Source organism: Nitrospirota bacterium (assembly GCA_040755395.1).
Taxonomy (GTDB): domain Bacteria; phylum Nitrospirota; class Nitrospiria; order Nitrospirales; family Nitrospiraceae; genus DATLZU01.
This window is the reverse complement of the sequence record JBFMAX010000003.1, coordinates 270,411-290,726: the sequence shown is the minus strand read 5'-3', so window position 1 is coordinate 290,726 and position 20,316 is coordinate 270,411. Positions and strand designations below refer to the sequence as shown.

The following is a 20,316-nucleotide window of genomic DNA, read 5'->3' as shown; positions in this document are numbered from 1 at the left end:
GGACATGCCCGATTTGCACCGCCATCCCCTTCGCGGCCTCTTGATCGCCCAATTCTGCGGCGCGTTCAACGATAACGCCTGGAAACTGATCGTGGCGCTGCTGGGGATCAAGGCCGTTGCGGCGGAGGTCGGCGCGTCGGGGCCGGCTTTCGAAGCCGCCGCTCAGACGCAGACCACACTGGCCTTTGTCGCGATCACCCTCCCGCTGATGATCGTCTCTCTGTTCGCCGGCGTGTTGGCCGACCGGGTCAGCAAACGCACGGTCATCATCGCCATGAAGGCCGTCGAAGTATTGCTCATGGCGGCGGGTGCAGCCGTACTGCTGCTCAATCCCTCCGGAACCGTGTGGCCTCTCGCCATTCTCGGGCTCATGGGAGTCCACAGCGCGCTCTTCAGCCCGGCCAAGTACGGGATTCTGCCGGAGGTGCTGCCGCACGAACGCCTGTCGGCCGGCAACGGCGTCCTGGAACTCTGCACGTTCCTGGCCATCATCCTTGGCACGGCGGCGGGAGGCGTGTTGCTGGACGTCACCGATCCTTCGCCCTGGAAGGCCGGGTTGATTTTGACGGCGTGCGCCGTGGCGGGCTTCATCGCCTCCTGGGCGGTTCCCCGCGTCGTCCCGGCGCGATCCGAAGGCGGGCTCGCCGCGACGCTCCGGGGGGCCTGGTCCGCTATCCGGGCGGATCGCGTGCTGCGGCTCGCCGTCGCGGGCGCCTTCTTCTTCTGGACCGTCGCCAGCCTGGTCGGCCAGGACATGCTGGTCTACGCCAAGGCTGTCCTCGGCCTCTCCGATACCTTTTCGGGCGCGCCGCTGGCGCTGTTCGCCGTCGGCGTCGGAGGCGGCGCTTTCCTCGCGGGAAGGTTGTCGGCCGCGAAGGTGGAGTACGGTCTGATTCCCCTGGGCGCTGGCGGCCTGGCTCTGTTCCTGGGCCTGCTCGGATCGATCACGCCGAGCATGCCGCGCACGCTTGTCTTCATGGCGCTGCTCGGCGTGTCGAGCGGGTTGCTCATCGTGCCGATCAACGCGCTGATCCAGTGGCGGTCGCCGGGAGATCGGCGCGGAGCCGTGATCGCGATGAGCAACACCTTCGTCTTCGGCGGGATCCTGATCGGCTCGCTGGCCGCCGAAGCCTTGTCGCGATCCGGATTTTCTCCCGGCGGCATCCTCCTCGCCGCATCGCTGGCGACCGTCGCGGGAACCGCCTGGGCCCTGCGGCTCCTGCCCGACGCCTTCCTCCGACTCATCCTGGTGTTGCTCACCCACACCGTGTATCGGCTGCGCGTCATCGGACGGGAGCAGGTTCCTCAGGAAGGCGGAGCGCTGCTCGTTCCCAACCACATCTCGTTCGTGGACGGGTTCCTCCTGATGGCCAGCCTGGACCGGCCGATCCGCTTTGTGGTGGACACCGAATACGTCAACCATCCGCTGCTCAAGCCCTTCATGCGGGCCATGCGGGTGATTCCGATTTCCTCCTCCGGCGGGCCGCGCATGATTCTCCGCGCGCTCCGCGAGGCGGGGCGGTCGCTGGACGACGGCGACCTCGTCTGCATGTTTCCCGAGGGTCAGATCACGCGCACCGGGGCGATGCTGCCGTTCCGTCGGGGATTCGAACGGATCGTGAAAGGCCGGACGGTCCCGATCATCCCGGTCCATCTGGACCGCATCTGGGGCAGCATCTTCAGTTACGTCGGTGGCCGTTTCCTGACCAAGCTCCCCGAGCGCATCCCCTATCCCGTCACCGTGTCCTTCGGTCCTCCTTTGCCTCCCGACACTCCGGCCTACCGGGTGCGGCAGGCCGTCCAAGAGCTGGGTGAAGCCGCCTGGCGCCTGCGCAAGCCGGATTGCCGGCCGCTGCACCGGCGCTTCATTCGCGCGATGCGCCGGCATCCGTTCCGCTTCGCCATGGCCGACGCCACGCGGCCCCATGTCACCTGCCTCAACGCGCTGATCGGCGCCATCGCCCTGGCCCGGGCGCTGCGCCCTCATTGGGACAACCAACCGCACGTCGGGCTGCTGCTCCCGCCGTCGGTCGGGGGCGCGCTCGCGAACGTCGCCGCCACGCTCTGCGGGAAAGCCAGCGCGAATCTCAACTACACGGTCGGCCGAGCCGGGTTGGAGTCCGCCTGCCGGCAGGCCGGCCTGCGCACCGTCGTCACCAGCCGCCGATTCGTGGAGAAAGCCAAACTGGAAGTGCCGGAGGGCGTGACGCTCATCTGGCTGGAAGATATCGCCAAGACGATCGGACGCGGTCAAAGACTCGCTGCGCTCCTTCTTGCGATCCTCGCGCCCACTCGAATCATCGAACTCGCCTGCGGCCAGTCGAGGAGAACCACCATGGACGACCTCGCAACGATCATCTTCAGCAGCGGCAGCACCGGCGAGCCGAAGGGCGTCATGCTCTCCCACTTCAGCATCGACTCCAACGTAGAAGGTGCGGCTCAGGTCCTGCACGTGCAGCGAAGCGATGTCGCGTTGGGCATCCTTCCGTTCTTCCACTCGTTCGGCTTTCTGATCTTCTGGTTCGTCGTCACCCACGGAGTGGGCATCGTGTTCCATCCCTCTCCGCTCGACGCCGCCGCGATCGGCGACCTCGTTGCCCGGTACCGTGTCACCTTACTCGTCGCCACGCCGACTTTCCTTCAACTGTATTACCGCCGGTGCACACCCGAGCAGTTGAGCACGTTGCGGGTCATCATCACCGGCGCGGAGAAGCTACCCGAGAAATTCGCCCAGACGTTCCACGATCGGTTCGGCATCCGGCCGGTGGAGGGCTACGGAGTCACCGAGTGCGCGCCGGTCATTTCGACGAACCTGCCGGATTTCCGAGCCTCCGGCTTTTTCCAACCGGCGTCGCGCCGGGGCACCGTCGGGCAACCGCTCCCGGGCGTCTGCGTACGCATCGTGGATCCGGACACGTTCGAACCGCTGCCTCCCAATACGCCCGGCATGCTGCTGGTGCGCGGCGCGAACGTCATGAGCGGGTATCTCGGCCGCGAGGACCTCACGGCGAAGGCCATGCGGGACGGATGGTATATCACGGGCGACATCGCCCAGGTGGACGAAGACGGCTTCATCACCATCACCGACCGGCTCTCCCGCTTCTCGAAGATCGGCGGCGAGATGGTGCCCCACGGGCGGGTGGAGGAAGCCTTGCATGAGGCGGCCGGTGTCGACGGCCAAGTCTTCGCTGTCACGGGTATCCCGGACGAACGCAAGGGCGAGCAGTTGGCGGTGCTGCACACGCTGGATGAGCCGATGATTCCGGAAATCCTGGACAAGGTCGCGGCGACCGGCTTCTCCAACCTGTTCATCCCGCGCCGGGATCACTTCATCAAAGTGGACGCCCTGCCCGTGCTGGGCAGCGGCAAACTGGACCTGCGCGCGCTCAAGCGCATCGCCATGGAACGGCTCCAGGCGCGTGAAGCGTGAAGCGTCTCACGTGAAGCGTATCTCGCGAGATACGAACCACGCCCGACGAGATACGAGGACATATGACGGCTCCTTTACAATTGAGTGAGTAATGGCCATCGACCAATGACCGGCAAAACCCTGATCGACTGCCACGTGCATCTCGCCGCCCTGCCCGACGCGGGCAACGGCTGTTACATCTCGCCGAAGATGCTCAAGAGTCCGTTGTTTCGCTTTCTGCTCTGGAAGCACGACCTCTCCACGAACGACCCGAAGCGAGCCAATCAGAAATACCTCGACGACCTGCTGGCCGAACTCCGGGCCTCATATCACGTCCGGAAAGCGGTGCTACTGGGGATGGACGGCGTCTATGACCAGACCGGTCGCCTGGACCGCGCGCAGACCGAATTTCTGATCAGTAACGACTATGTCCTCAACGTGGCCAGGGCCTATCCCGACGAGTTTCTGGCCGGCGTGTCGATCAATCCGCATCGCCGCGACGCGGTGGACGAGGTCCACCGCTGCGCGGACGCGGGCGCCGTCCTGGTGAAGGTCCTGCCGAATGCGCAGCAGTTCGACCCGGCCGATCCCCGGTACAAGGCGTTCTATCGGGCGTTGGCCGAACGCCGGTTGCCGCTCTTGAGCCATGTCGGGTATGAATTCAGCCTCATCGGGAAAGACCAATCCGTCGGCGATCCGGCGAGGCTGCGCGCGCCGCTGGACGAAGGTGTGACGGTGATTGCCGCTCATGCCTGCAGTTACGGCCTCATGCTCTATGAAAAGTTCCTGCCGACCTTCCAGACGCTCGTCCGGCAGTACCGGAACTTCTACGCCGACATCTCGGCCCTGACCCTCCCGAACCGCTTCAAGATGCTGCTCCACCTGCGCCGCCATCCGGAGCTGCACGACCGGCTTCTGTTCGGCACCGACTATCCCCTCTCCGTATTTCACATCGCGGCCTGGGGGCGCCTTGGCCTGCGCGCACTCGCCATGATCGTCCGCACGAAGAATCGGTTCGACCGGCAGTACCTGATCTGCCGGCGGCTCGGGCTCGCGTTTGGGTCATTCGATCGCTTTTTGCCAAAGCACCCGAGTTGATCAACTCAAACGAAGCGGCGCTCGCCTGATACAATCGGATCGTACTCACCAGCGCACGAAGAACTGCCAGAGGCGCGATGGACCGGGATGAGATTCTTTCCAGACTGCGCGAAAGGATCCTGGCGTTCGCCACATCCCGTCTATCGAGGGAAGCGGCTGAGGACCTGGTTCAGGACGTCATGCTCGTGCTGCACGAAAAATACGGTCACGTCACGGAGTTGACCGAACTGGTCCCGCTGTCCTTTCAAGTCTTGCGGTTCAAGATGCTGGACCTGCACCGGAAGATGGAACGGCGCGGCGAGTATGATGCGGCATCCATCGACGACCTCCACATTGCCGATGGGCGTGACAACCCGGGAACGGAATTGGAACGCAAGCAGACGGTCGAACGGCTGATCGCGGCCCTCGACCGGCTCGGTCCCCACTGCCGGGAACTCTTCCGGCTGAAACTGGAAGGAAAAACCTTTCCGGAAATTCAGCAGCTCATGGGTCAACATTCCATCAATACGATCTACACCTGGGACTCTCGGTGCCGGAAGCAGCTCTTACGTCTGATGGGAGGGGGATGGGAGTGAGAGAATGAAATTATGAATGAGGAATTAGGAATGAGGAATTGCGAGCGCTTTACGATTGCCGTTTCACCTTTAACGATTCACGCTTTCTGAAGATGGCTGAACGCGATCTAGAAAAACTTTTGGGGGCATTCGCGACGGACACGTTGACGGCCGAGGAGCGCCGCGCGCTGTTTGAAGCGGCCTTGCGCGATCAGGCGCTCTTCGACGCGCTCGCCGATGAACAGGCGTTGAAGGAACTGCTCAACGACCCGGTCAGCCGGCGGCGCATCCTCGCGGCGTTGGAGCGACCGCCGGCTACGACTACCACATCGTGGGCTGCTCGTTTCACAGAATGGTTCCGCCGGCCGGTGAATGCGGCTTTGGCCGGAGGACTGGCGGCCGCCGTCGTGGCGATTGTCGTCGGCACCCGGCTCTACGAAGAGACCCTGCGCACGTCCGTCCCACCCATGGCCGCCGAGGATGCGAAGCCGCCCACGCAAGCCCCGGCTCCGGCATCGACAGAACCGCAAGCGCGACACGAACCGCGCACGCTTGTCCCGAAGTCCGAGCCCGCTGCCCCTGAGGCCCCGGCCCGCGCCATCGCGCCTCGGGCGGAACAGAAGGCGGCGCCGGAGCAGGAAGAGCCGGCGCCCCAAGCCGGTCGCCTGCCGCCCAAGGCCGACCTTCCATCACCAGCGGCTCCGCCATCGGCCCCGCAACAGGCCGGACCGGCAGCGTCCGCGCCGACCATGCGGGCCTTGGGCGCCATCGGCGCGGCGCCGGTGAGCGCACGCGCGTTGTTCTACGGAGAAGGCCGGCGGACGATGGCGGAAACGCCACGCGCCCCAACCGGTGAGAGTGCCTACCTAGAGGAACGGGACATCGGCGCCAAACCGCTTGGGTTCCGCTATAGCTTCCTCCTTCGAGGCCGGGACGGCCGCGATGTGGAAGTGGACTCCTTGGCCGCCTTCACCAAACGCGATCACCCGCGCCTCACGATCGAAACCAACGACCACGGCTATCTCTTTGTCTGGTACGAGGAGAGACCAGGAACAGCGAGCTTGTTCTTCCCTCCGCCGCCACCGCCTCCGAACAAAGAGCAACAGCCGGAGGGGCCGGAAGTGACCGCCGGCACGCGCTATGTGATCCCGCTTCCGGTCGGGCCGATGCGCGAAGGCGTCGCGCCTCGGGGTCGCCTGTTCATTCTGTTCTCGCGCGAGCCGGAAATGGACATCACGGATTTGGCATCCGTGGTCGAGCGGAGCAAACCAGGAGCAAAGTCTCTCGTCATCGAACACGTTGACCCGAGCCGACTCGGCTCTCCCGACGAACGAGCGGTCTATGTCGTGAATCCGGACCCTGCCGCAAACGCCAGGCTGGTTGTAGATATTCCCCTGGCCTCTCACTAAAACAGACTGCAAGTCGGCAGGGACCCCTCTAACAGGGGGTCCTGTTCCCTACACTCTGGTCACTGACAGATCCGATGATCTTGGCTATAGATCAAAGGGTCATGGCCGTATGCGTTCTACGGAGCCAGATCACGGATGTCAGAAAGGGGGCACCCGGCCTCACCGAATAGGAAGGAGACAGCATGGACAGCATGATTGTGCGCGGCATGCTCGACACCGGCTCGCAGGATACCAAGCGCGCCTCAGCGTACCTCATCGTTCCAGTGCTGAGGCCGGGTCTTCAAGGGGCGGGACCCTACTATTTCCCGCTCTACCTCCCTCACCCACGCCGCCGACCGCGTGAGCGCAGCGAGTTCTTCTCCGTGCGCGAGGACGTGTAAGCCCTGAAAGGATTCGCTCCCTCGCGGCATTCCCTTGGTGAGGCGGCATGCTGCCGTCCCGCACAAGGAGGATGCCATGAGAAGAAACGCCGTTCCGCTCCACCCCGTTCCTCGATGGCTGGTCATCTCCGCGGCCTTGGTCGCCGCGCTGCTCTCCATCCGGCCTGGCTTCGCCTTCGCCAGGGTGGCCGCACCGGCTCCGGTCCCTGCTCCCCCGCACAGCGAGCCACAAGGGGGTCTGACGGCCCTCGATGCCGACGGGAAGCCCGCGCAACTGTTCCCCCTCAAGCACACGGACGTGAAGATCGAGGTCAGCGGATTCCTCGCCCGCGCCCGCGTGACCCAGCGGTTCGAGAATCCGTTCCCGGACAAGATCGAAGCCGTTTACACCTTCCCGCTGCCGCAGCGGGCTGCGGTGGACGACATGACGCTGACGGTCGGCGACCGCGTCGTAAAAGCCAAGATCACGAAGCGGGAGGACGCGCAGGCCATCTACGAGGCGGCGAAAGCCAAAGGCCACCGAACCGGTCTGCTCGACCAGGAACGGCCGAACATCTTTACACAGTCGGTGGCCAATATCATGCCGGGCGAGCAGATCACCGTCACGATCAGCTATGTGGAAGTGTTGAAGTACGAGGAGGGCGCCTATGAGTTGGTCGTTCCGATGGTCGTCGGACCGCGCTACATCCCCGGCCAGCCGACCGGGAACAAGCTGGGCGGCGGCTGGGCCTACGATACAGACCAAGTGCCGGACGCCTCGCGGATCACGCCGACAGTTATGCCTCCGGGGACAAGAACCGGCCATGATATTTCCATCGAGGTCATGCTCGATGCCGGCGTACCGATCCGGAACATTCAGTCCAAGACGCATGAGGTCACGATCGACAACCCTGTACCCGACCGCGCGGTCGTTCGTCTCAAGAACCGGGCTTCGATTCCCAACAAGGATTTCATCCTGCGGTACGACGTGGCCGGCGGGAAGATCCAGGACGCCGTGCTCGCACATCGCCATGGCAAGGACGGCTTCTTCACGCTGATCCTTCAGCCGCCCGATCGCGTGACGCCGGCCGACGTCACCCCCAAAGAACTGGTCTTCGTGTTGGACACCTCCGGGTCCATGTCCGGCTTCCCGGTCGAGAAGGCCAAGGAGACGATGCGCTTGGCGCTGGAGGGGCTCTATCCGCAAGACCGGTTCAACCTCATCACCTTCTCCGGCGACACGCACATCCTGTTTCCCGAACCGGTGCCCGCCGCGAAGGAGAACCTGCGCAAGGCGCTGACGTTCCTGCAATCGCGGTCCGGCGGAGGCGGCACGGAAATGATGAAGGCGATCAAGGCCGCGCTCGATCCGTCGGATTCGCAGGAGCACATCCGGATCGTCTGCTTCATGACGGACGGCTATGTCGGGAATGACATGGAGATCATCGCCGAAATCCGGAAACACCCGAACGCGCGGGTCTTCTCGTTCGGCATCGGCAGCGCGGTCAATCGGGTCCTGCTGGACAAGATGGCGGAGGAAGGCCGGGGCGAAGTCGAGTACGTCGGCCTCAACGACGACGGGTCGGCCGCCGCGCGGCGTTTCCACGAGCGCGTGCGCAACCCGCTGCTGACCGACCTGTCCGTCGAGTGGGACGCGCTGAAGGTTAAGGACGTGTATCCCCGTCGTCTGCCGGACCTCTTCAGCGCCAAGCCCGTCATCCTGACCGGCCGCTACACAGCGCCGGGCAAGAGCACCATCAAGCTGCACGGCAAGCTGGCCGGCCGTCCCGTCACGCGCGAGATCAGGGTGGAGCTGCCGGAGAAGCAACCGCGGCACGACGTGCTCGCCACCCTGTGGGCGCGCGCCCGTATCGACGACCTGATGGCGCAGGATTTCACCGGCATTCAGCGCGGGACGCCGAAGGCGGAGGTGCGGCTGGCGATCACGCAACTGGGGCTCGACTACCGCCTCATGACGCAGTACACCTCGTTCGTAGCCGTCGAAGAGATGACGATCACGGAGGGCGGCCGACCGCGGCGGATCGACGTGCCGGTCGAGATTCCCGAGGGTGTGAGCTACGAAGGCATCTTCGGCGGAACGGGCGAAGGCAACAGACCGCTTCCGATGACGAGCGCTGCAGCCGCGCCGCCGATGACCGACCGAGGTATCTTGGGAAAGGCGATGGAGCAGCGAGCCATGATCGAAACGGACGAGGCCGTCTCCTATTCCCACGAGGAGACCGCGCCGGATCGATCCGCTGCGCAGAACGCCGCGAAGCTGCACCGAAGTCTGGCGGCGATCGTCAAGCGGCTGAAAGACAAGATTCACACGCCGACGCCCGAGGAAGCCGCCTTCGTCAAACAGGGCAAGGCGGAAATTCAGGTATGGCTGAGCGACACGTCGGAAGCGACGCTGGCGCTACTGCGGCAACTCGGCTTCGAGCTGCTGCTCAAGCCGAAGACCGGCACGCCGGTGATCGGCCGGCTGCCCATCCAGAACTTGGCCATGCTGGCTGAATTGAAAGTCGTGCGCTATATCGCCCCGCAGATCAACAACACGTAGCGGGCATCCAAGTAGCGGCGAGGTCGGAGCAACGGTTCGACCTCGCCGCCCTTCGCGACACACGCCCAACTCGTTAGAAGTTGATCCGCAAGGTCAGACTTCCGGCATTGGTCGTGGTCCGATACGTGCCGTTGACGCCGGGATCGGGGTGGCCGGTGACCGTGCGGGGTTCAAAGAGCAGAAGTTGATAGGCGAGGTCGAGCCCGATCGCCTGACGGGTCAACCAGCCGCCGCCGGCGCCGCCACAGTCCACCAGTCCCAAAAACCGTCCGCCTTCCTGACAGAAAAGGCCCAGCCCGACCGACCACACATGCACGTCGGCGTCGGGGATGACCGGATTGTAATTCGCATCCGGGATGGGCGTGTGCGAACGGTTGTAGCCGGCGCGGAGCGCCAGTTGCCAGGCTTCATGTTCCGGCAGGCGGAGCCACTTGTATTCCGTCCCCGCGGCGATCGACACGCTGTTGTTCCAGTGTTGCGGGTTGGTGATGGCGGCGCCGGTGGAAAGGGCGACGTCCACATTTCTCACCGACCGCCACCGCGTGTAGTCCACATCCACCTCGACCTTCCACGCGCGCTCAGCGTCGTGAAGAGGCCAGACCGCCAGTCCCAGCGTCCAAACCTCGGGCAACAGGAAATTCGCGGACGCGTCGGCGACCGGCGCTCCGTTGACGAGCAGCTGTCCGTGCACCGGCAGAACCGCTTGGCTGCGCCACACCCCGGCGAGACTCACCCGCGGCCGGTCCGCCGTGCCGATCAGCGTGTAGAGCACGCTGGCGTTCAGGCCGGCGGTGGTCCCCTTGCCGTTCAACTCCACACGGCTGCCCGCCGGGATGTTGCCCGCGCCGGACGAAATGGACAGGCTTTCCGTTTGCCCCTCACCGATAAAACTCGCGAACGTGAAGATGTCCGCGCCGAGTCCGAGCGAGAGGCGATCCGAAACCTTGTAGGCCAGGGTGGGCTTGATGTCGAGCAGCGGAAGGCTGCCTTGGTAACTCGTGGAAGAGAACGGCGCGCGTTCCGGGTACTTGTTGCCGAACCCATAGAGCGACAGCAGGCCCAGACCCAGGCTTAGATCCCGGAGAATCGGCAGGCCCGATCGTTCTAAGTTGGCCGTGAGATACAGTTGGCCGGGCGGAGGCCAGCCGACCGGCCCGCCGAGATCGTTGGTCGTCTGAGCCCCGCTTGGACTCGTGAACCGAGTGTGAGGGCTGACGAATTGAACGCCGACGGCGTGCTGGACCCCCCGCAACCTCGTCATGGCGGCTGGATTGTAAAAGACCGCCGTCGGGTCGTCAGCTTGAGCTGCAAACGCGTTGCCCTGCCCGATGGCCGCCGAGCCTTGAAAAGGATTGCGAAAGCCGTCTGCACAGGCCGGGGACGCGCCCACGCCCCATAACAGCGGGACCCAGACCCAGCCTACGAGGCCCAGCAGACGCCTCGGATCGCGGTCGTGCATAGGGCGCGCATCCTACGGAAGCGATTTTCCCGGAGTCAAGAACTTGCCCCAGGGCAGTGAAGTGTGAGACCATCGCCGCCACCCCTGTCCGGACGTCCATGGCCGTACGCACTCCGAGGCTGGCCAAGCTCACCCGCCCGACTCTGCCCGTGGTGCATGAGCGGAAGCGGCTGTTCCGCCTCCTCGATGCGGCCCGCAAAAGACCGGTCGTCTGGCTCACCGCCCCGGCCGGGTCCGGGAAGACGACGCTGGCGGCCAGCTACCTCGGCGCTCGGAGACTGCCTCACATCTGGTACAGCATCGACCCGGGCGACGGAGACCCCGCGTCGTTCTTTTATTATCTAAGACTCGCCGTCGGGCATGGCGCTTCCCGCAGGAAGGCGCAACTCCCGCTCCTGACGCCGGAATATCTGCCTGGCCTCCCGGCCTTCACCCGCAACTTCTTCCGCCTGTTCTTCGCCCGGATCAAACAGCCCGGCGTCGCAGTGTTCGACAATTTCGAGCGCCTGCCGGAAGACTCGCCGCTGCACGACCTGCTGTCGATCGGGCTCGCCGAAATTCCGCCCGACGTCACGGTGATCGTCCTCAGCCGCGCCGATCCTCCGTCCTCTTTGGCTCACCTGCTCGCATCCGGTTTGCTCGCCCTTTTGGGCTGGGACGATCTGCGGCTGACCCAACGGGAGAGTCTTGCGATCGGCCGGCTGCGATCCCGACTGAGCACGGAGCAACTTCGCGCCCTGCATGAAGAAACGCAGGGTTGGGTCACCGGCCTCGTGTTGTTGGTCGAACATGGATCGCCTTGCGGGAGACGACGAACACGGGACCTGTCCTCCGGCCACGTGATGCTGTTCGACTATTTCGCGGAGGAACTGTTCAAGCGCACGGACGACACGACGCGCGCCATGCTGCTGCAAACGTCTCTCCTCCCCAAGATCACGGCTGAGACGGCCAGACAGTTGACTGGCATCGAACAGGCGGAGGCTTTGCTGAACGGACTGGTGCGTCGCAATTACTTCACCTTCAAGCTTGCCGGCCCATCCCCGACCTATGAATACCATCCGCTGTTCCGGGCCTTCCTGCAGTCTCGCGCCCGTGCAGCCTATTCCCAGCCGGAGCTGAACCGCCTGCGGCGCCGGGCGGCGGCGTTGCTCGAAGCCGACGGGTTCATCGAAGACGCCGCCGCATTATTGATCGAAGCCGGCGACTGGGACAGGCTGATCCGACTGGTCCTCCTGCAGGCGCCGGTGATGGCGGCCCAGGGTCGCGGCCCGGCCTTGGCGCAGTGGATTCGGGCCGTCCCTGGCGAGATGCTTGAGAAGACACCGTGGCTCCGCTACTGGCTGGGGACCTGCCGGCTGCCGTTCGATCCGGTCGAGGCACGGGCGCACTTCAACGGGGCGTTCGCGCTGTTCGAGAAGACGGACGATCCCGCCGGTTCGTATCTCGCCTGGCTGGGTCTCGTCGAAAGCGTCTTCTTCGAATGGCGGGATTTCGTCCAGTTCGACCGGTGCCGAGAGCTGTTCGACGACCTTCGCCGCCGGTATCCGGACTATCCGTCGTCCGAGATCGAAGCGCGCGTCACCTTTGCGACCTTTACGATGCTCATCAACCGCTGGCCCGATCACCCGGATCTTCCCTCATGGGCCGGGAAAGCCGAAGCGCTGCTCTGGTCGGGGGCGGACATCAACACCCGCCTGATGCAAGCCAACCATCTGCTGTATTACTGCACGTGGCGGGGGGACCTCGCCAAAGCGAAGCACCTCATCGCCGAGATCCACGCAGAATGGACAAGGCAGGACGTCGCCCCGATGACCCGCCTGTGGCGGCACGCCTCGCTGGCGATCGTGTACTGGCACACCGGGGACATCGAACAGGGTTTGCACGAAGTCGAGGAAGGCCGCCGGCTGGCCGACGCCACGGGCATCCGTATGGTCGAGATTCAACGCCTGGGCGCGGAAATTTTTCTGCTCCTCATACGAGGCGACGTCGAGGCGGCCGAGCGCCGGCTTCACCAGACATCCTTCGCCCTCCGCCCCCAGAGTCTGCTCGACGGCTCGTATTATCATCACCTGGCCTCGATGGTGGCTCTGCACAAAGGCCAACTGGCCCACGCCGAAGAATGCGCGCAGTCGGCCCTGACGATGGTCAGGGCCAGCGGCATGCCGTTCGGTGAGGCGATCTGTCTGATGGCGAACGCGCGCATTGCATTGGAGACGGGCCAGGCGACCCGCGCACGGAACTCGCTGAACGGCGCGCGCCGGATCGCCCGCGCCATCGGCGGCCGATCCCTCGAATACATGTGCGACCTCACGGAGGCGGAGCTCGAATTCTCGTTGCGGCGAGAGCAGGAAGGATCGGCCTTACTCCGGCAAGCCTTGCGCCTCGGCAAAGCCCTTGGCCTCGCCGGTCTTCCGTGGTGGACGCGCGATCGCATCGCCCGGCTGTATGCGCACGCGCTCGATGCGGGTATCGAGCCCGACTACGTCAAGGAGGCGGTCCGGCGGCATGCCCTCGCGCCGCCGGCCGACATACCGGCCGACGACTGGCCCTGGCCGATCAAGGTCTATACCTTGGGGCGCTTCGCCGTGGTGAAAGACGGCACGCCCCTTCGATTCAAAGGCAAGACCCAGCGCCGCCCGCTCGAGCTGCTCATGGCGCTGATTGCTCTGGGCGGGCGCGGGGTCCCGATCGAGAAATTGACCGACGCGCTCTGGCCGGACGCCGACGCCGACGCCGCCTATCGGGTGTTCACCGTCGCGCTGCATCGGCTGCGCCGGCTGCTCGGGTCGGACGCCGCCCTCAGACTCACTCACAACCGCCTCACCCTCGAGCCGCGCGATGTCTGGGTCGACGCCTGGTCGTTCGAACGCCTGCTCAGCGCGGCTGAGCGGGAAGGAGACGAGGCGGACCTGACGGCTGCCGCCCGCAAGGTGTTGAGCTTGTACCACGGCCGGTTCCTCGACGGAGTAGACGCGACGTGGGCCCTTTCGTCGCGCGCGCGGCTGCAGACCCGATTCCTCCGCTTCGCAATCGCGCACGCCCGGCGCCTGATGCGGATGGGCCTCTATGACCAAGCCATCGTTCTGCTGGAACAAGGTCTGGCCGCCGACGACCTCGCCGAGGAGCTGTATTTGGAACTCATGCAATGTTATCGCGCCCTCGATCGCCCCGCCGATGCGCTGTCGGTGTATCACCGATGCCGGCAGGCCTTGAAAGCCGGGCTCGACCTGGCGCCGTCTCCGGAGATCGAACGGTTCCGCCAGACGTTACAACAACCGAGCGCCGCCCGCAGCGACCGCCGAACCGGCGTCACATCCGACGTGCCTTCCACCTCAGCCTGAATCGACCGCCGCGCATCCTCCCGGCGCAGGGCGAAGTCCACCCGTCACCCCCTGCCGCCGTCTTGCAACTCGCGTCATCCACACGACATTTCCATCCCGCATGATCGGTAAGTCATCGGTAAGGGCTTCTCCGGTAGGATGCATGCGTTTTTCATCACGCCGTCGTCGATCAACCGTCGTCGATCCGGGGGTTCGGATGGAGTCGTACATCGTGCGCATCTACCGCCGGGGCGGCAAGGACGGTCCCGGCACGAAAAGACGGGCAAGACACCTGGTGGGAACGGTCGAGGACGGCGAGGGGCGACGCCGGGCGTTTCACAGCAGCGCCGAGCTGTGGGAGGCGTTGTGGTCGAAGCTCAGCGAGCGGCACGCCTCAGCAGACCGGCGCGATAAAGGCCGGTAAGAACCCGTGTCCGGTTTTTTGTGGAAGAGGAGGCCATTATGCCTCGACGCATGTGTCATCCCGCCGTACCCGTGATCGCCGCATATGCACTTTTCGCCGTGGCCGGCTGCGAGGACCTGATGAAACAACTGCCGGCCGGCACGGACCGGTATCTTCAGACAGGGATGTCGGTCGGCAGCGCCGTCATGAATCGGCCGACCTTCACCGAGGCTGATGAAGAACGGATGGCGCAGGAGAACGCGAAGAAGTATGAGAGCAGCCAACGGTTGTGGGACGATCCGCTGCTCGACACTTATCTGAACGACATCGTTCAGCGACTCGTCGCCGTCGCGCACCCGCGCCCATTCACATACAGCATTCGCGTCGTCAACGATGCGAGCATCAACGCCTTCACGTTCGGCGGCGGGCTCCTGTACGTCAACGCCGGCTTGCTCGCCCGCATGGAAAACGAAGCCCAATTGGCCATGGTCCTGGCGCATGAGATCGCGCATGTCACGGAAAGCCATGTCACCAAGGGCATCGAAGGCAGTTACGGCTTTCAGGTGCTGGGCCAACTGGCCGCGCAGGCGGCCGAGGCCAGCGGCAAGGTCACACTCCCGCCTGCGTTGTTGCAAAAAACCTACGAGTACTCGATGAAGGCCGCCATCAGCGGCCATGGCCGCGCCAGCGAAACCGAAGCCGATGTCGTGGGGCTGGATTACCTGGTCAAGGCCGGCTACGACCCGCGGGAAGCGCCGAAGACGTTCGAGCAACTCCTGAAAGAATACGGCGACCAGGGCGCCCTCGAAAACTTCTTCTACGGCGACCACCCCACCAACAAGTCGCGGATTGCAAAGCTCACCGGCTTGGTCCAATCGAAATACAGCCAGGATTTGGCAAGCCGGAAGCTTCTGGTGAATACCGACGAGTTCAACCGGCGGACGCGCGAGCTGGTGGTGAATGTCGGCAAGCTGGACTACGAACGCAAGCGGTTTAAGACAGCCGCCGCGATGTTTGAAAAAGCGCTGGCGGCCAAGGACAACGACCCCGTGCTGCACTACTACCTTGGAAAGATCGACCTGGAGACAGGCAGCGGTTCCGAGGCGTCCAAGCGGGCCATCGGTCACTTCGTCGCGGCGATCAAAGCCGACGACGCATTCGCCGACGCCTACAGAGAGATGGGACTTGCGTATTACAAGCTCGGAGACCGAAAGACCGCCGCGATGGCGTTTGAGAAGTATCTTTCTCTCAACCCCGGCGCAAGAGACGCCGAACGGATCCGGAAGGCCCTGGATGATCTCCAGGGGTCCTGACGGTCCCCCGGCGCGCACAGGACCGGCTCATTTTCGACGTGAACAGTTCTCCGTCGCAGCTCGTGATTCGCTCCGGTCACTTCACGAAGGAGGTCACTTCATGAATGCACATCGAATGTACTCCATCGCACGCAGAGCTTTGTGTATGGGAAGCGCGGCGCTCCTATTTGCAACAAGCGGAGGGTCTTTCGCCGCGGAACCGGCAGAGGATCCGTCCAAGGAGGAGAGCGATCAACACATCCGACAGTTTTTGCCTGGAAAGTCCAAGAAAAAGTCCAGGAAGGAGGGGAGCGCTGAAGGGACTCCATCATCGTCGAATGACACCTACACCCTGCAGCTCCACGATCTACGCTGTAAAGAATCAATGACCGACAAGGGCGGGGAGAAGGACGCGGTCACGATTGTCTTGCGGCTCGCCGAGCAGGGAAATGCCGAGGTACAGCCGGTCACAACTCTCGCAGTGGTGTGCCGGGAGGGCTCGGTGATTCCGCTTGAAGACGCCGAAACACGAAAGCCGATCGTCCTCTACCAGGGCCCGTTACGCTCAGATCTCGAGCTCACAGCCAACATTTATGTGGCCCTCCCGAAGGGGTTCAGCAACGTACGCGATGCGCTCCGGAAATACGCGGCCGCGACCGGCACGACGCTCCAGACGGTGGGAGCCGCTACGGCGGAACCGGGTCTTGCGCTGGCCGGCACGGCATTGAAACAGGATGAGGTCAAGGGCGTCATCGCCGATGCCCTGACCGAAGTCTGGAAGGGGGCGGCTGAAACCGTCTGTAAGGATCGCGTCAAGTGGGTCAAAGGGTACAACAAGACGAAAAAGCGCGACAAATTGCTTGCCCATGCGAATCAAGGAAGCTTCAAGCTCAAGACCTTCAAGAAAAAGCAATGGTGCTTTGGAATTGAGTCCGGAAAGATCAAGTACGTCTTGACCGCCCGTCTCGTCCGAGAGTCTGCGGGATAGGCTGCCCGGGCAAGCCCGCACGCATTCGGTCAGAAGACGGCTGATCGGAACGAATATTTTTGAAAGTCGAGAATGAAGGAGGTCTCACATGAAAGTCAGTCTTGAGGTTTTCAGCAAGGCCTCAGGGAACGGAATGACACGCCGGTTCACGGGTCTCGTTCCTCTGGGCTGTTTGCTTCTCACCTGCTGCATGGGGGAAACCGTCGCGGTGGCGCGGCAGGACGTGGAGTCGAGCGCGCGGCCGGCGGCGATCGCCGCGGCGGCTCCCCAACAGATCCAGCCTCCACCGGCCGCTCAGTTGGCGGGCTCGACGCAAGCGCCGAATCAGGTGAATCAGGATGTCGGCGACATCGCGCAGGAAGGCCGGCTCCTCCTCGCGGCGAAGTCCTCCAAGCCGGAGGCCAAGAAATCCAAGAGCGCCCCCGCAGCCAAACGGCTTGACGCCTCAAAAGAAGCCGAAGAAGAAGAAAAGGACGAGGAAGAAAACGAGGAAGAGGACGAAGACGCAGAGGACAGCTCCGGGAAAGGTTCAGGCGGATTGGGTTCCCACACGATTCAGACGGATTTCGATAAAAACGTCACGGCCACATTGAAAGACGTGGTGGTTCGGGGGGCCGTGTTATCCGCGACAGTGTCCCTCAATTACGAAGGCGGCAAAGAGAAGAAACATTCGGAGAGCCTGGGAACCAGCGAAGACGGGAAATACACACACCTGTTGGACTATGAAACAGGCACCACATACCCGATCAAGAAACTCGACGGGTTTACCCACGGCAGACTCAACCAAGGCCAGGATGAGAAGACCCTCCGCGCGACTTTCGAAGCGCCGCCCAAGAACGTCAAGACGGTCGCCATTACCATTTACGGCATAGGCACGTTCGACGACGTAAAACTCGGCGGCGGCATGTCGGGAAGAAATCCGAAGATCAAGGGAAGCAAGACCTCCGGCAAACCGTCCGACTCCACCGGCTCAGAGTCGGGGAAAGAAGAGGACGAGGAAGAGGACGAAGAGGAGGAAGACGAAGACGAGAAGAGCCTGGCGGGGAAAGGCCAAAAGGCATCGGGGGAAAAGGGCCGGTGACGGCGGAACACGCGGAAGAGAGGGATCGGCGCGAATGAACCGCTGGCTCCAGGTCGGACTCCGCGTCACGATTTCCATTGCTCTGGCGCTGTCGGCAGCGCTTCCGGCGTCCGCCGACCAGGCGCTGGACAACGCCATCGAGCAGGCGGACAAGTACACCGCGTTCGTGTTTCTGGTCAACGGCTTCACCGGCTGCTGCGTGCCCGGCAAGAAGTTCCAAAAGTTTCTGCGCGAGAAAGGGGCCTATGTCCACATCTCGAACTGGAACGAGATCGACCGGAAAGGCAACCCCGGCGTGCCGGCGGCGGACCCGGACGACTTCGCCTGGAAGATCACGCCTTCTCCGCCCACCGACGAGACCTTCATCAAGCAAATGCAGGAGGTCATCAAGAGAATCGACGCCAAGAACCCGTCCATGCCGATCGTCCTGATCGGTCACAGCTACGGCGGGGACGCCGTGCTGCAGATCGTCAAAAGAATCGACGGCAGGAAGATCGCCTTCCTCGGCGTCCTGGACGGGGTGGGAAAAGGAGGCTTGCGGAAAAACATCACGCGGCCGGTTCCCGACAACGTGGAGTATTTTTTCAATCGGTGGCAGCAAAACCCGCCGTTTGCCGGGGATCACTTCATCCCGTTCGATCGGCTGCTTTCCGGCAAGATCGAGAGTCACGCGGGGAAGAGCAACCAGAAAAAGCAAAACACGGAAAAGACCGGCAAGTGCAAGCGGAAGTATCGGGACCCGGTCAAAGCGATTCCCCAGTTGCTGTCGCATGGAGAAGTTCCCAAGGACAAGTGCATCCAGAAGAAGATGAAGAAGATCCTCGTCCAGAGGGTATTTTCCTGAATTCATGTACTCCGATCTCAGAGCTTCGTCCCGGGGTATCTCCGTGGTTCGACCTGGCGCGAGAAACTTCTGGTTCTGGTTCGGCGGCGTCTGGTTGTTCGTCGGCGCGCCGTTTCTGGTCATCGGGCTCTACGTCGGCTCGCAACACCTCGTTGTGAGCAAGCGCCTCGACGCGGAGGGACGGACAATCGAGGGCATGGTCCTCACAAAGGAGATCAGGACATCCTCCTCCAGCGGCGGCCGACGCCGTACGGCCCCTGCCTATCGCGTCACCTTTCGATTTGTCGCCCCGAACGGTTTGATCACGGGCGACGCCGAGGTGAGCGCGGAAACCTGGGATACGTTGGTCGAACGGGAGCCCATTCGGGTCACCTATCTGCCCGACAACCCGCAACATTACAGAGTTGAAGGCCAGGTCGGCGGGTGGATGCTCCCGATCATCTTCACGGTCCTCGGCGGAGTGTTCACCGGTGTCGGCGGGGTTCTCTTCTTCCGAGGCCTCGGTCAGCTCCGCACAAGGGAATGGCTGCTCCGTGAGGGGTTTCCTATCGAGGCCACGGTGACGGATGTGCGTCCGACCCGCCTCTGGGTCAATGGCGTCCAGCAATGGGCCATCCACTACCAGTACCGGGACGACCGCGGCAGAATCCACCAAGGCAAGAGCGGCGCGCTGTCCCCTGAAGAGACTGAAACCTGGAAAGAGGGCGATACGGGCGTCGTGCGCTTCGATCGCGGCCGGCCGCGGCGAAGCGTGTGGCTCGGCAAGGCGTGAAAGACCATCATGTTCTCGCGCCCATCATTTTCTGCGTTCAAGCTCGCGCGCCGGTCCGTAGGGCTTTGGACCGGCGCGATATTTCTTGTGGTCGGCGTCGTCTTCTTGGCGAACGGCATCCAAGAGAGCCGGCTGGAAGAACGATACCGTGAGCATGGGATCACTGCTCAGGCTATCGTGTTGGACAAGGCCATCGAGCGGGCCAAACGCGGGGAGCGTTCGCGAACTCGCTACGTGATCGCCTACCGTTTCACGACCGCACAAGGCGACGCCGTCGAGGACTCGGCTGAAGTGTCCGTGGAGGAATGGGAACGGATTGAGGCAGGCCATCCGTTTTCCGTGACCTACCTGTCCGGCGAGCCGCAGTCGAGCCGGGCGTCCGCCGAAGACGAGCGGATCGCGGCGATGGTTTTTACAGGACTGGGCGGGGTCTTCACATTGCTTGGCGGCGGGTTGACGCTCGTCAGCCTGCGGTCGATCCTACGGGCGTGGCGCCTGTCGCGAGAGGGACTCGTTGCGGAAGGAACGGTCGTTCACATCGGACCGACCAATACCACCATCAATCGCGTCCGCCAGTGGCGCATCCGCTACCGCTATCGCGATCACCTTGGACGTTCGCAGGAAGGAGAATCTCATCTGCTCGCCCCCGAGGAAGTCTCGGCCTGGCACGAAGGGGACACCGGCGTCGTTCGATTCGACCGCGAGCGGCCGAACCGCAGTATATGGATCGGCAAGTCATGAGCCATAGGCTGACTCGGCTGCGAC

The 20,316-nt window shown here is 63.5% G+C and carries 15 protein-coding genes; 14 read left to right on the top strand and 1 reads right to left on the bottom strand.

Annotated elements, in window-relative coordinates:
• Window positions 1–4: 4 nt before the first annotated feature.
• From AB1555_07545 to AB1555_07520, 6 genes are all read left to right on the top strand, one after another.
• A complete protein-coding gene (locus AB1555_07545) occupies window positions 5–3,430 on the top strand; it encodes an acyl-[ACP]--phospholipid O-acyltransferase (GenBank protein ID MEW6246547.1) in 3,426 nt (1,141 codons plus the stop codon).
• Between the two features lie 105 nt (window positions 3,431–3,535).
• Window positions 3,536–4,507 carry an amidohydrolase family protein gene (locus AB1555_07540; GenBank protein MEW6246546.1) on the top strand — a complete coding sequence of 324 codons (972 nt, stop codon included), beginning with the start codon at window positions 3,536–3,538 and terminating at the stop codon, window positions 4,505–4,507.
• A gap of 77 nt (window positions 4,508–4,584) precedes the next feature.
• Window positions 4,585–5,082 (top strand): sigma-70 family RNA polymerase sigma factor, encoded by a 498-nt coding sequence (locus AB1555_07535; protein ID MEW6246545.1) that lies wholly within the window; start codon window positions 4,585–4,587, stop codon window positions 5,080–5,082.
• Window positions 5,083–5,174: 92 nt separating this feature from the next.
• The gene (locus tag AB1555_07530) at window positions 5,175–6,470 is read left to right on the top strand and encodes a hypothetical protein (GenBank protein ID MEW6246544.1); all 1,296 of its coding nucleotides are present in this window, start codon (window positions 5,175–5,177) and stop codon (window positions 6,468–6,470) included.
• A 182-nt stretch (window positions 6,471–6,652) separates the two neighbouring features.
• Window positions 6,653–6,850: a hypothetical protein gene (locus AB1555_07525; protein ID MEW6246543.1), complete on the top strand. Its 198-nt coding sequence runs from the start codon at window positions 6,653–6,655 to the stop codon at window positions 6,848–6,850.
• A gap of 76 nt (window positions 6,851–6,926) precedes the next feature.
• Window positions 6,927–9,392, top strand: a complete 2,466-nt coding sequence (locus AB1555_07520) for a VIT domain-containing protein (protein MEW6246542.1) — start codon at window positions 6,927–6,929, stop codon at window positions 9,390–9,392.
• 73 nt (window positions 9,393–9,465) lie between these two features.
• Here the strand turns inward: AB1555_07520 and AB1555_07515 are convergent, their stop codons facing one another.
• Complete coding sequence (locus AB1555_07515; protein ID MEW6246541.1) at window positions 9,466–10,851, bottom strand: outer membrane protein transport protein; 1,386 nt, start codon at window positions 10,849–10,851, stop codon at window positions 9,466–9,468.
• Between the two features lie 98 nt (window positions 10,852–10,949).
• Between AB1555_07515 and AB1555_07510 the strand changes: the two genes are divergently transcribed.
• The 8 genes from AB1555_07510 to AB1555_07475 all read left to right on the top strand — a co-directional run bounded on the left by AB1555_07510 (window position 10,950) and on the right by AB1555_07475 (window position 20,292).
• The gene (locus tag AB1555_07510; protein MEW6246540.1) at window positions 10,950–14,192 is read left to right on the top strand and encodes a BTAD domain-containing putative transcriptional regulator; all 3,243 of its coding nucleotides are present in this window, start codon (window positions 10,950–10,952) and stop codon (window positions 14,190–14,192) included.
• Between the two features lie 142 nt (window positions 14,193–14,334).
• Window positions 14,335–14,595 (top strand): hypothetical protein, encoded by a 261-nt coding sequence (locus tag AB1555_07505; protein MEW6246539.1) that lies wholly within the window; start codon window positions 14,335–14,337, stop codon window positions 14,593–14,595.
• Between the two features lie 38 nt (window positions 14,596–14,633).
• A complete protein-coding gene (locus tag AB1555_07500; protein ID MEW6246538.1) occupies window positions 14,634–15,887 on the top strand; it encodes a tetratricopeptide repeat protein in 1,254 nt (417 codons plus the stop codon).
• A gap of 364 nt (window positions 15,888–16,251) precedes the next feature.
• A complete protein-coding gene (locus tag AB1555_07495) occupies window positions 16,252–16,854 on the top strand; it encodes a hypothetical protein (protein MEW6246537.1) in 603 nt (200 codons plus the stop codon).
• Window positions 16,855–16,942: 88 nt separating this feature from the next.
• Window positions 16,943–17,935 (top strand): hypothetical protein, encoded by a 993-nt coding sequence (locus AB1555_07490; GenBank protein MEW6246536.1) that lies wholly within the window; start codon window positions 16,943–16,945, stop codon window positions 17,933–17,935.
• Between the two features lie 34 nt (window positions 17,936–17,969).
• Window positions 17,970–18,779: a hypothetical protein gene (locus tag AB1555_07485; protein ID MEW6246535.1), complete on the top strand. Its 810-nt coding sequence runs from the start codon at window positions 17,970–17,972 to the stop codon at window positions 18,777–18,779.
• 43 nt (window positions 18,780–18,822) lie between these two features.
• Window positions 18,823–19,551, top strand: a complete 729-nt coding sequence (locus AB1555_07480; GenBank protein ID MEW6246534.1) for a DUF3592 domain-containing protein — start codon at window positions 18,823–18,825, stop codon at window positions 19,549–19,551.
• 9 nt (window positions 19,552–19,560) lie between these two features.
• On the top strand, window positions 19,561–20,292 hold the full coding sequence (locus AB1555_07475) for a DUF3592 domain-containing protein (GenBank protein MEW6246533.1): 732 nt from the start codon (window positions 19,561–19,563) through the stop codon (window positions 20,290–20,292).
• Window positions 20,293–20,316: the final 24 nt, after the last annotated feature.